Source organism: Enterobacter sp. MGH85, assembly GCF_001037655.1.
Lineage (GTDB): Bacteria > Pseudomonadota > Gammaproteobacteria > Enterobacterales > Enterobacteriaceae > Enterobacter > Enterobacter intestinihominis.
In genome coordinates, this window is record NZ_KQ089925.1 from 1,410,744 (window position 1) to 1,423,989 (window position 13,246).

At 55.7% G+C, this 13,246-nt stretch carries 8 protein-coding genes; 4 read left to right on the top strand and 4 right to left on the bottom strand.

Annotated features, from left to right (window positions below; genetic code table 11):
- Positions 1 to 96 precede the first annotated feature (96 nt).
- From SK51_RS06660 to SK51_RS06675, 4 genes are read left to right on the top strand one after another with little or no spacing between them, the layout of a single operon-like run.
- Positions 97 to 768, top strand: a complete 672-nt coding sequence (locus SK51_RS06660) for a fimbria/pilus chaperone family protein (protein ID WP_022649549.1) — start codon at positions 97 to 99, stop codon at positions 766 to 768.
- A gap of 24 nt (positions 769 to 792) precedes the next feature.
- Positions 793 to 3,180: a fimbrial biogenesis usher protein gene (locus tag SK51_RS06665; RefSeq protein WP_023307076.1), complete on the top strand. Its 2,388-nt coding sequence runs from the start codon at positions 793 to 795 to the stop codon at positions 3,178 to 3,180.
- A complete protein-coding gene (locus SK51_RS06670) occupies positions 3,177 to 3,707 on the top strand; it encodes a DUF1120 domain-containing protein (RefSeq protein ID WP_023307075.1) in 531 nt (176 codons plus the stop codon). Before SK51_RS06665 ends, SK51_RS06670 begins: the two co-directional genes overlap by 4 nt.
- A complete protein-coding gene (locus SK51_RS06675; protein WP_048206624.1) occupies positions 3,704 to 4,408 on the top strand; it encodes a DUF1120 domain-containing protein in 705 nt (234 codons plus the stop codon). Before SK51_RS06670 ends, SK51_RS06675 begins: the two co-directional genes overlap by 4 nt.
- A gap of 150 nt (positions 4,409 to 4,558) precedes the next feature.
- Here the strand turns inward: SK51_RS06675 and SK51_RS06680 are convergent, their stop codons facing one another.
- The 4 genes from SK51_RS06680 to gltB form a co-directional block, all read right to left on the bottom strand.
- Positions 4,559 to 5,839 (bottom strand): cytosine deaminase, encoded by a 1,281-nt coding sequence (locus tag SK51_RS06680; RefSeq protein WP_023307074.1) that lies wholly within the window; start codon positions 5,837 to 5,839, stop codon positions 4,559 to 4,561.
- Positions 5,829 to 7,079 carry a cytosine permease gene (gene codB, locus SK51_RS06685; RefSeq protein ID WP_023307073.1) on the bottom strand — a complete coding sequence of 417 codons (1,251 nt, stop codon included), beginning with the start codon at positions 7,077 to 7,079 and terminating at the stop codon, positions 5,829 to 5,831. Before codB ends, SK51_RS06680 begins: the two co-directional genes overlap by 11 nt.
- 187 nt (positions 7,080 to 7,266) lie before the next feature.
- Positions 7,267 to 8,685: a glutamate synthase subunit GltD gene (gene gltD, locus SK51_RS06690; protein ID WP_032626441.1), complete on the bottom strand. Its 1,419-nt coding sequence runs from the start codon at positions 8,683 to 8,685 to the stop codon at positions 7,267 to 7,269.
- Positions 8,686 to 8,694: 9 nt separating this feature from the next.
- Positions 8,695 to 13,155, bottom strand: a complete 4,461-nt coding sequence (gltB, locus tag SK51_RS06695) for a glutamate synthase large subunit (RefSeq protein ID WP_023307071.1) — start codon at positions 13,153 to 13,155, stop codon at positions 8,695 to 8,697.
- Positions 13,156 to 13,246: the final 91 nt, after the last annotated feature.

Sequence of the window (13,246 nt, forward strand, 5' to 3'; positions counted from 1 at the left end):
GTCACGCTTTTTTTGCATTAAAATAGCTCTCTCTGCCGCAAGAATAATAAAAATAATGCCGGTATGATTTTTATTTATTTATGTGAGTGGAAAGTCATGAAGAAAATTCTATATCTTGCGTTGTTGGCTGTAGCGACAAAGTGTTGTGCCACCGGTATGGTTCCAGAAACATCGGTTTTATTAGTCGATGCACAAAAAGGCGAAGCCAGTATGAATGTTAAAAATACGGATTCGCAGCCTGCATTGCTTTATACAAACATTGTAGATTTACCTGATAGCGATAAATCTATTCGTTTAATCGTTTCTCAACCTGTAGTCCGTGTCGACGCCGGGGAAACACAGCGAATGCGTTTTCTGCTGCAAACCAGCAAACCCATGAAGTATGAAGAACTTAAACGCGTCACGTTCGAAGGCATTCCTCCAAAGGAGAAAGGAGAAGATAAAGTTGCGTTGACTATCCGCCAGGATCTTCCTGTTGTAATTCATCCTGCGGGTCTACCTGAGGAGACGCAGCCATGGAAATTTTTGACATGGAACAAAAAGGGTGATGGCCTGGTTATCAACAATCCCAGCGATTACGTTGTTCGTATAACGGCATCCTTTAAAACATTACCCTCAGGAAAAGCGGGTGTGCTGGATAAGACCTACATCCTTCCTCACACCTCGATAAAAACAACATTACCAAATTTCTCTGATAATAAAGTTGAATTCTATCCGGCGAGTCGTTACGGCTATAAAGGGGATCGCTTTACTACAGATTTGAAGTAAGCCTCTATAAGGACAGCAAAGGATATGCAGCAAAAAACGTTACTCGCCTGTCTCATTGGCCTGGTCTGTTCTGGCCAGGCGATGGCTCAGCAGATGGAGACTGCTGCCATTAATTTTGATCAGGAAACGCTTCGTTCACTGGGGATAAACCCGGACGTATCAAATTATTTCTCTCGCAAGACGAAGTATTTACCGGGTAGCGTTTCCGTCGCCCTGAAGGTGAATGGTGATAATAAAGGCAACGTTATTGCTCGTTTCGACAACAACGGCGATCTCTGTTTCGACAAACCTTTTATGGAGCAGGCAGGATTAAAAGTTCCCTCTGACTATGAGTCCGGCTGCTACGATTATACCGGTCATATCCCGAGCGCTATTGTGGAGGCTTCGCCTGCGCAAGAATCTCTAAGTCTGGTTGTACCGGCGGATCGGATAGCAAACAGCGAATCGGATATCGGAGCTTATACTTCCGGTGGCACTGCTGCGCTGTTGAATTATTCTCTTCTCTCCTCGCGCAATGAGTTTGGTGACGGGCACTCTGACTATTCACAGGCCATGCTGGACGGTGGGGTCAATTTCGACGACTGGATCTTACGTACTCAGCAACTGCTGAGCCGGAGCGACGGAGAATTCGAGAGTAATAACTCGTCGACCTATTTGCAGCATACTTTTGTCCCCCTGAAAAGTACCCTGAGGGCGGGCGAGGTCAATATCAATAACTCCCTTCTTCAGGGAACGGGAATCTATGGTATCGAGCTTTCACCGGAGAGCGCCTTACAACAGGGCGGTAGCGGAGTGAGCGTGTCCGGTATCGCCAATACGCCTCAGGCCCGTATTGAAGTGCGTCAGCAAAATGTTCTGGTGTACAGCACACTGGTGCCGGTCGGGCCGTTTAATCTCACCGATGTGCCGGTACGTAACGGCGTTAGCGATCTGAACGTGACGGTAGTGGAAACCGATGGCAGCCAGCACAGCTATGTGGTGCCCGCAGCGCTGTATAACCAGAGCGCAGGGGCGCCTTCAGGATATCACTTCGCGCTGGGACGAGTGAGCGATAGCTATAGTGAAACGCCATGGGTAGCCAGCCTTTCTGGAGGCTGGAAACTAAGCGAACGGGTAAATGTCAACGCAGGCTCAATCGTAGGCGAAGATTACCAGGCTGTCGCCACCAGCCTTGATACAGTGCCGCTACCAGCCTGGCTTGTTTCACTCCAGGCGAACCAGTCCAACGATTCGAAAGATTCACTGAAAGGGCAGAGGTACACGCTATCGGCAACATGGAGTTCTGACCCCGCATTTGGCATGGGGGCTAACGCCTCTGTTACGCATAAATCGCAAGACTATCGCGAACTTTTTGAAGCACTGGATGATGATTTCGACAGCGGTAATAAAAATGAGTATTCCGCCGGGCTGACCTGGAGTGTGCCCTACTTAGGCACGCTTAGCACCAGCTACTACCAAACGCAGGGTTATGATAAGTCAGATGATTCCCGCTTCATCTCTGCGGGTTGGAACAAGTCATTCAAGTACGCCACGATTTCCATGAACTGGCAACATCAGTTGAGTGCAGATGAGGAGAATGAGGATGATGGCGATCTGTTCTACGTCAACCTCAGTATTCCTTTTGGTGCCAGCAATAGCGTTAGCCTGTACAGCCGTCATGATGACCATAAAACGCGGTATGGCGCCTCTGCGCTTGGCGTTGTAAGTGATACCACATCCTGGTCGCTGGGAGCTGAACACGATCAGGCCACGAATCGCGATAATGTAAACGGTGGGATAAGCAGCAACCTTCACTATACGCAGCTTGGCCTGAGCGCCAGTTCGGATAACGAGAATAGCCGCAGCTATTCAGGATCGCTACAGGGGGGCATCGCGGTTCATGGACAAGGCGTTACGTTCTCTCCATGGGCGATCCGCGACACGTTCGCGATCGCTGCTCTGGATAAACCCGTCTCCGGTGTGAGGATTGACACGCCCCAGGGGCCGGTATGGACCGACTTCCGTGGTCAGGCAGTGGTACCGTCAGTGGGAGCCTGGCGCCCAGCGCGGGTAGAAGTGGATACGGAAACATTGCCGAAAAATATGGATATCGGGAATGGAACCCGTGTCGTCACGCTTGGCAAAGGAGCGGTAGGGCATCTTGATTTTACTGCGTTAACCCAGCGACGTGCACTGGTGAACGTTATCCTGGCAAACGGTAAAAAGCTGCCGAAAGGGATCGCCCTTGAGGATTCGCACGGAAATTATCTTACGACCTCAGTGGATGATGGCGTGGTCTTTTTTAACGATGTTGAACCTGCTCAACAGGTGGTGGCAAAACTGGATAACGGCACCTGTGCATTTGGTCTGAAGCTTCCGAAAGAGGCAAATACCGATACATTCTATGAAACTGTCAATGAGGTGTGTAAATGAAGGCGCTTTTTTTAGCCGTGTGCGCAATGGCGTTTTCTCTGCATGCTATGGCTGACTGCCAGTTAGTATCAAGCCAGCAAAAACTCAGCTATGGCCGTATGAGTGCCGCAGAGCGCCAGGCGGAAGGGAACACGTTGATTGAGATGCCGGAGAAACAGATTGTCCTGAACGTGATATGCGATGAACCGTCGCGTATTCGTCTCTTTCTGGGCAGTAACGTACCGAAAGGGCATGAATTTGGTTTTGGTGATAACGGCGTCATGCGCGTTACTGCCGCGCAGGCAACGGTGGACGATCGTACAGTCAATCTGGCGGCTATCCATGCCGGCGACCCGTGGGTTACCAATGGCGGCGTGAGAGAGATCGCGCCAGCGCTTAACGAAGGGATTGCGTTTATCAACGGTCAGGAGCTGCGGGGAAAAACGGCGTCTGTCACGCTTACCATCAAACCGCGCTTCAAAAGTAACCATATTACGGACAGAGAAGTGTGGCGCGGAAATTTACGCGTAAGGATGGATGTACAATGAAAAAGCGTATAGCGCTATTACTCTGCGGAATGTCTGCCGCTTCAGCGGTATGGGCAACTGATACGGTCAATATTGATGTGGATGTCACCGTTGACGCTGCCGCCTGTACACCGGCGTTGAGCAATGGCGGTGTGGCAGATTTCGGCACGCGCTATGCGGGGTCGCTCTCCTCCAGCGCATTCACACAGCTTGGTACTCGCGATCTTACACTATCGGTGACGTGTGAATCTTCTACGGGAGTTGCGATTACCGCGCGTGATACCCGCGCCAGTTCCGTGGTCGTTGGCAAAGATAAATCCGGGCAAGAAGGGGTAAAATTCCAGATAAATAACGGTGCCTATGTGCGTGATACGACCCGCCTGTTTGGTTTAGGATTGACCAGCGAGCAGAAGCCGATTGGCAGTTATGGGGTGCAAAATAACGCGGCAGGCGTGACGGCAGCCGACGAAAGTGCCGCTGTTCAGGTGGAGATCGCCGGGGCCGCGACCAAAAATGGTCCATGGACGCGCACGACGCTATTGCCCTTGCCGACCCAGCAGGACTTTTTCTATACGTTTGTGCAAAAAGGCACGGATATTCCGCAGCCAATCTCATCGGCGGTTGTTCCGCTACAGGTGAGTGCCGCTGTCGCCAACGGGCTTGGCAGCGGGCAAGAGATCAAGTTGGACGGCGAGGCGGTGATTACGCTGGTCTATTTATAATCTCTCTTCTGCAAAAGAATATCGAAAATAGACACGCCAGTTCACCGCTGGCGCCGCGCTTACCAGGCCTGCAAAGAGGCTGCGGTTTGTAGACCTGATAAAGCGTAAACAGGCTGATACGTCTCCGGATGAGATTTCCTGAAACGATAATTACCGTTTAAAGGTCACCGCTTCCGGCTGCGTCAGATGCAGCGTTGTCTGGCTGGGTACCGTCTCGGCGATAACCCGCCCGTGACGAACCGAATAACGCGCTGGCGTCTGGCGACGAACCGCATCAAAGCCATTTTCGGCCGGTAAAACAACCAGGTTCGCAGAATTACCCACCTTCACGCCGTAGTCCTGCAGGTTGAGCGTTTTCGCGCTGTGGGTGGTGATCAGATTCAGCCCGTCGTTAATCTGCCCGTACCCCATCAGCTGGCAGACGTGTAAACCCATATGCAGCACCTGCAACATATTGGCGGTGCCCAGGGGATACCACGGATCGAAAACGTCATCATGCCCAAAGCAGACGTTGATCCCCGCCTCCAGCATCTCTTTCACGCGCGTTACGCCGCGGCGCTTAGGATAGGTGTCGAAACGGCCCTGAAGGTGGATGTTCACCAGCGGATTGGCGACGAAGTTGATGCCCGACATTTTCAGCAAACGAAACAGGCGGGACGCGTAGGCGCCATTATAGGAGTGCATCGCTGTGGTATGGCTGGCGGTAACGCGCGAGCCGATCCCATCACGGTGCGCCAGCGCGGCGACGGTTTCCACGAAGCGCGACTGTTCATCATCGATTTCGTCGCAGTGTACGTCGATCAGCCTGTCGTACTTCTGCGCCAGTGCGAAGGTTTTGTGCAACGACTCCACACCATACTCGCGGGTAAATTCAAAGTGCGGAATTGCGCCAATGACGTCCGCCCCCATACGCACCGCCTCTTCCAGCAACGCTTCACCGTTGGGATAAGAAAGAATGCCCTCCTGGGGGAACGCCACGATTTGCAGATCGACCCACGGGGCGACCTCCTGCTTCACTTCCAGCATCGCTTTCAGCGCCGTCAGCGTGGGATCGGAGACGTCAACGTGAGTACGCACATGCTGAATGCCGTTGGCCATCTGCCATTTCAGCGTCTGCATTGCGCGGGTCTTAACATCTTCGTGGGTGAGCAGCGCCTTACGTTCAGCCCAGCGCTCAATCCCCTCGAATAAGGTACCAGACTGGTTCCAGCTCGGTTCACCAGCCGTTTGAGTGGTATCCAGATGGATATGCGGCTCAACGAAAGGGGGAATGATCAGCCCGCCTTCAGCATCAAGCACCTGGCCCACAGGTGACGATGCCGCGTCCTGCGGTTCAATACGGCTAAAGCGCCCGTTTTCAATTGCGATCTGCCATAACCCCTCTTGCCCCTGTAAACGGGCCTGACGAATGGTGAGGGTATTATTCTGCATGGGGAGCCTCCGGGGCGGTAGCAAAGGTACGTCTGACTAAGGGGGTTAACAGAAGGTAGCTGAATACGCCGCCGAGGACCGCATTCACCGGCACTATACCGGGAATAATATTCCCGGCAGCCACGCCGAGCGCGACCGAAAGAATGGCTACCCAGTTGACCGGCACAAAGGTAGCGCTATGGAAGCTGGCGTAGCGGCGGCGGTTGATCAGATAGTCGGCGATAATCACCCCACCGACGGGAGGGATCGCCGCCGACAGAAAGGTGAGCCAGCCGACAAAGTTATTGTACAGCCACAGCGCGCAGAGCGTGCCGATAATACCGTTAACCACCGACAGCGTGCGGCTGGAAAGGCCGGTCACGTTGGCAAAGCCCAGACCCGACGCATAGAGCGCGTTGTCGTTGGTTGTCCAGATGTTCAGACCGAGAACGATAATGGCGGGCAGCAGTAGCCCCTGAGCGATCATCACGTCCGAGATATCCGCCTGTCCAACTGCCGCGGCGCCTGCCGCACCGAAGATAAACATCAGCGAGTTGCCAAGGAAAAACGCCACCATTGCCACCACCACGGCGCCTTTCGCGTTACGCCCAAAGCGGACGAAGTCGGCGGTCAGCGTTCCGGCGCTGATGAAGGAGCCGACGACCAGCGCCAGCGCGCCTGAAAAACTGAGCGGGGTCTGTGGCACGATCGCTTTTAAATGATCCAGCCCGCCCACGCCGTCCACCGCCAGCCAGACGGAGTAGCTGCCGAGGATAACTATCGCGGGAACGGCGATGATCGACAGAATCGTCAGCGCTGAGATACCAAAGAAGATGGTCATGGTCATCAACAGACCGGATACCGCGATCAGGATATTGACGTCGATGCCCGTGGCTTTACTCACCGGGATGGCAAACATCGCTACGCCGACGCCAAACCATCCTACCTGCGTACCGCCTAAAAGCATGGAGGGAAGCCAGGAACCTTTTATACCGAACGAGTAACGCGCAAGAAGATGGGTTGAGAGGCCGGTTTTTGCGCCAATGTAGCCAAGAAAAGCAGTGTAAATACCGAGGAGGAGATTGCCGAAGAGAACTGCGAGGAAGAAATCATTATAGGAAAGACCGGTACCGAGCGTACCTCCGGTCCACATACTGGCGGAAAAAAAGGTTAACCCTAACATCACAAAAGTGAGTGGAACCACGCCTTTCCGCGCCGCCAGAGGGACGGGGCCCTGGCTATAATTGTTATCTTGCGACACAACGCCTCCTTGAATTTTGGCCAAAAAATCCGCCGCATAGTATACATTTTTCTCATGAAAGCAAACGTTTACGTCAGGATCTACGCTGCTTTTTTGCTTAAAAAGGTATCATTAACTTAAGGGCAGGCTACTGAAAACAGGCTCCCCAGCGTTCCGCTTTATGCTTCTGCCGGGGAGTCAGAGGGGCTTACACTTCCAGGAAGTTCATGATCCCGTCAGCCGCTTTACGGCCTTCGGCAATCGCCGTCACCACCAGGTCAGAGCCGCGAACGATGTCGCCACCGGCGAAGATTTTCGGGTTGCTGGTCTGGAACGCGTTGTCGCTGCCTTCCGGCGCAATTATGCGGCCCTGAGAGTCCAGCTCTACGCTGTGCTTCGCCAGCCACTCCATGCTGTGAGGACGGAAACCAAACGCCATCACCACGGCGTCAGCCGGGATCACGTGTTCAGAACCGGCCACGATCTCCGCGCGACGACGGCCTTTCGCATCCGGCGCGCCCATCTCCGTGCGCGCCATCTTCACGCCGCTCACTCTACCGTTGGCATTCACCTCAATACCCAGAGGCTGGATGTTGAACTGGAACTCCACGCCCTCTTCACGCGCGTTTTTCACTTCGCGCTTAGAGCCCGGCATGTTCTCTTCGTCACGACGGTAAGCACAGATGACGTGCGCCGCGTTCTGACGAATGGAGGTACGCACGCAGTCCATCGCGGTATCACCGCCGCCCAGCACCACCACGCGTTTGCCTTCCATGCTGACGAACGGCTCATCGGCGGTCTCACCGTAGCCCATGATCTGCCTGGTGTTGGCAATCAGGAACGGCAGCGCGTCGTACACGCCCGGCGCATCTTCGTTCTCCAGGCCACCGCGCATGGACTGATAAGTACCCACGCCCAGGAACACGGCGTCGTAATCCTTCAGCAGGTCGTCGAGCTGCACGTCACGGCCCACTTCCACGTTCAGTTTGAACTCAATGCCCATGCCGGTGAAGATTTCGCGGCGGCGGGTCATCACCTCTTTCTCCAGCTTGAAGGCCGGGATACCGAAGGTCAGCAGGCCGCCAATCTCAGGGTGGCGATCAAAGACCACCGCCTTCACGCCGTTACGGGTCAGCACGTCCGCACAGGCCAGGCCTGCCGGGCCCGCGCCGATAATCGCCACGCGCTTGTCGGTTTGACGCACGCCGGTCATATCCGGACGCCAGCCCATTTCGAACGCTTTATCGTTGATATAGCGTTCGATGTTGCCGATGGTCACCGCGCCAAACTCGTCGTTCAGCGTACAGGAGCCTTCACACAGACGATCCTGAGGGCACACGCGGCCGCACACTTCCGGCAGGGTGTTGGTCTGATGAGACAGCTCGGCGGCTTCAAAAATACGCCCTTCGTTGGCCAGCTTCAGCCAGTTCGGGATGTAGTTATGGACCGGACACTTCCATTCGCAGTAAGGGTTACCGCAGGACAGGCAGCGGTCTGCCTGTGCTTTGGCCTGGCCTTCTGAAAACGGCTCGTAGATTTCAACAAATTCAATTTTACGGATCTTCAGCGGTTTCTTTGGCGGATCAACACGCTGAAGGTCGATAAACTGGTAAACGTTCTGGCTCATCTGAATTCCTTACTGCGCCTGCACGCGCAGCTCTGCTGCGCTACGACTACGGTGACCCAACAGGGCTTTAACATCGCTGGACTTCGGCTTAACCAGCGCAAATTTCGCAGAGAACGCCGGCCAGTTGGCCAGGATCTCTTCGCCGCGCGAAGAACCGGTATGCTGCACGTGTTCGGTAATTAAGCCGCGCAGGTGTTCTTCGTGGATGGCCAGCGTATCAACGTCCAGCACTTCCACCAGTTCCGGGTTCACGCGTTTGCGGAACTCACCGTCTTCATCCAGGACGTAGGCAAAACCGCCCGTCATGCCCGCGCCAAAGTTCACGCCGGTTTTACCCAGGACGCACACAATTCCGCCCGTCATGTATTCACAGCCGTTATCGCCGATGCCTTCCACCACGGTGATGGCACCGGAGTTACGCACCGCAAAACGCTCGCCCGCACGGCCCGCGGCAAACAGACGACCGCCGGTTGCACCGTACAGACAGGTATTGCCGATGATGCTTGCTTCATGGCTGCGGAAGGCTGAACCAACCGGAGGACGCACCGCCAGCAGACCGCCCGCCATGCCTTTTCCGACGTAGTCGTTGGCATCACCGGTCAGGTATAACTCAACGCCGCCCGCGTTCCACACACCGAAGCTCTGACCCGCGGTACCGCTGAAGTGCGCGGTAATCGGATCCGATGCCAGGCCCTGGTCACCGTGCGTTTGCGCGATGTAACCGGAGAGGGATGCACCCACGGAACGATCGGTGTTGCGGATATCAAACCAGAACGTTTTGCTCTGCTTCTCGTCCACGTACGGCTTCGCCTGTTGCAGCAGCTGCGCGTTCAGCACGCCGTTGTCGAACGGCGGGTTGTTCTCGGTGCAGTAAACCGCTTTGCCAGGATGCGGCTGAGCGGTTTCCAGCAGCTTAGACAGCTCCAGCTTCTGCTGCTTGGCCGTGAAGCCCTCAAGCTCTTTCAGCAGGTCGGTACGGCCAATCAGATCCACCAGACGCTTCACGCCCAGCTGCGCCATCAGCTCGCGGGTTTCACGGGCGATGAAGTCAAAGTAGTTAGTCACTTTGAACGGGAGGCCGTGATAGTGATTCTTACGCAGCTTTTCGTCCTGGGTAGCAACGCCCGTTGCGCAGTTATTCAGGTGGCAAATACGCAGGTATTTACAGCCGAGCGCAACCATCGGGCCGGTACCGAAGCCGAAGCTTTCCGCACCCAGAATCGCCGCTTTGATGATGTCGAGGCCGGTTTTCAGCCCGCCGTCTACCTGCAAACGGATCTTGTGACGCAGGCCGTTGGCGACCAGCGCCTGCTGGGTTTCCACCAGGCCAAGCTCCCACGGACAACCCGCGTATTTTACGGAGGAGAGCGGGCTTGCGCCGGTGCCGCCGTCGTAGCCGGCGATGGTGATCAGATCCGCATAGGCTTTCGCCACGCCGGTGGCGATGGTGCCAACGCCCGGCTCGGAAACCAGCTTCACGGAGATCATCGCTTTCGGGTTGACCTGTTTCAGGTCGAAAATCAGCTGCGCCAGATCCTCGATAGAGTAAATATCGTGGTGCGGCGGCGGGGAGATCAGCGTCACGCCCGGCACCGAGTAGCGAAGCTTAGCGATGTACGGGGTGACTTTATCACCCGGCAGCTGACCGCCTTCACCCGGTTTTGCCCCCTGCGCGACCTTAATCTGGATCACGTCGGCGTTAACCAGGTACGCAGGCGTTACGCCGAAACGGCCGGACGCTACCTGCTTGATACGGGACACTTTATTGGTGCCGTAACGGGCAGGATCTTCACCGCCTTCGCCGGAGTTGGAGTTGCCGCCGATGCTGTTCATGGCTTCCGCCAGCGCTTCGTGGGCTTCCGGGCTCAGCGCGCCGATGGACATCGCCGCGGTATCGAAACGTTTGAACAGTTCAGATGCGGGTTCAACCTCGTCAATGCTGACCGCTTCCTCACCCGGATTGAGGGCAATGAGATCGCGCAGCGTCGCCGCCGGACGGTTGTTCACCAGATCAGCATACTGCTGATAATCGCTGTACTCGCCGCTTTGCACCGCCTGTTGCAGTGTGCGCACCACGTCCGGGTTATAAGCGTGATACTCACCCCCGTGAACGTATTTCAGCAGACCGCCCTGTTCCAGCGGCTTACGTGCCAGCCAGGCGCGTTTCGACAGGTTCACCAGATCCTGCTGGAAGTCAGCAAAGCCTGCGCCACCAATACGGCTGATCACGCCCTGGAAGCAGAGGTTGGCAACGTCGTCATGCAGACCGACCGCCTCAAACAGCTTCGAGCAGCGGTAAGAGGCGATGGTCGAGATGCCCATTTTGGACATGATCTTGTACAGACCTTTGTTGATGCCGTTACGGTAGTTCAGCATCACAGCACGGTAGTCTTTGTCGATCGCGCGGGTATCCACCAGGCGGGCCAGTGTTTCGTAGGCCAGATACGGGTAGATCGCCGTGGCGCCAAAGCCTAACAGCACCGCAAAGTGGTGCGGGTCGCGCGCGCTCGCAGTTTCAACGATGATGTTGGCATCGCAGCGCAGGCTCTTGTCCACCAGACGCGTCTGGATAGCCCCCACCGCCATGGGTGCAGGCACCGGCAGACGGTTTTTCGCGATGTTGCGGTCAGACAGCACCAGCAGAACGGTGCCGTTACGCACCATCTGCTCGGCTTTGTCGCACAGCGCGTTCACCGTCTCTTCGAGGCTCGTTTCGGTCACGTCGAAGGTGATATCGAGCGTGTCGGCGCGATAGTGCTCCTCGGTCATGGTGGTGAGCTGTTTGAAATCGGAGTACAGCAGGATCGGTGATTTAAAGGTCAGACGGTGCGCCTGACCTTCGGCTTCACAGAATACGTTCATCTCACGGCCGATGCTGGTGGCCAGCGACATGACGTGGGCTTCGCGCAGCGGATCGATTGGCGGGTTGGTGACTTGCGCAAACTGCTGACGGAAATAGTCGTAAATAATGCGTGGCTGGCTGGAGAGCACAGCAAACGGGGTATCGTCACCCATTGAGCCGACCGCTTCCTGGCCGTTTTCGCCGAGCACGCGAATAACCGAGTCCAGCTCTTCCGCGCTGTAGTTAAACTGCTTCTGGAAGCTCGCGAGGGTGTCATCGTCCAGCTCGCGTCTACCCACTTCTTCGTCTGACAGATCTTCAAACGGCACCAGACGACGCACGTTTTTCTCCATCCACTCTTTGTACGGATGGCGGCTCTTCAGATCGTTGTCGGTTTCAGCAGAGTGCAGAATACGCCCACCGCGGGTGTCGATCACCATCAGCTCACCCGGTCCGACGCGGCCTTTCTCGACCACTTCGTCTGGCTGGTAATCCCAGATACCCACTTCAGAGGCACAGGTGATGAGCTTGTCTTTGGTAATGACATAGCGCGCCGGACGCAGACCGTTACGGTCCAGGTTACAGGCGGCAAAACGTCCGTCGGACATAACGATGCCTGCCGGGCCATCCCACGGCTCCATGTGCATGGAGTTAAAGTCAAAGAACGCGCGCAGCTCAGGGTCCATATCCGGGTTGTTCTGCCAGGCCGGCGGTACAAGCAGACGCATGGCGCGTACGATATCCATACCGCCCGCCAGCAGCAGTTCCAGCATGTTATCCATTGAGCTGGAGTCCGAGCCGGTTTCGTTCACGAACGGCGCGGCATCGTGCAGGTCCGGGATCAGCGGGGTCTGGAACTTATAGGTACGGGCGCGGGCCCACTGGCGGTTACCGGTGATGGTGTTGATCTCACCGTTGTGCGCCAGGTAGCGGAACGGCTGAGCCAGCGGCCAGCGTGGAACGGTGTTGGTGGAGAAGCGCTGGTGGAACAGGCAAATGGCCGATTCCAGACGCAGATCCGCCAGGTCCAGGTAGAAGCGCGGCAGGTCAGCCGGCATGCACAGACCTTTATAGATGTTCACCAGGTTAGAGAGGCTACAGACGTAGAACTCTTTATCGTCCTGAAGACGTTTTTCAATGCGGCGGCGGGCAATAAACAGACGGCGTTCCATATCACGCGGACGCCAGCCCGCAGGCGCGTTGACGAAAATCTGTTCAATACGAGGCAGCGAGGAGAGGGCGATTTCACCGAGCACCCCTTCGTTGGTTGGCACATCGCGCCAGCCGACAATCGACAGGGTTTCACGCTGAAGTTCTTCTTCAACGATGCGGCGTGACGCGGCAGCTTTTTCAGGATCCTGATTCAGGAACAGCATACCGACAGCGTAGTTTTTGGCTAAACGCCAGCCGCGCTCTTCCGCCACGATGCGGAAGAAACGATCCGGTTTTTGCAACAGCAGACCACAACCGTCGCCGGTTTTACCATCGGCAAGGATGGCGCCACGGTGCTGCATACGGGCCAGTGCGTGAATAGCAGTACGCACTACCTTGTGGCTAGGTTCGCCTTCTATGTGGGCGATCAGGCCGAAACCACAGTTATCCTTCTCAAGGGATTTATCGTACAACATATCAGTGAACCTCCCCAGGCTCGTCGGGCTTCCCACTGAACTTTACCGTGGCGCACAGGCGCAGAAAGAGCATGGCGACGGGGTTAGCGTT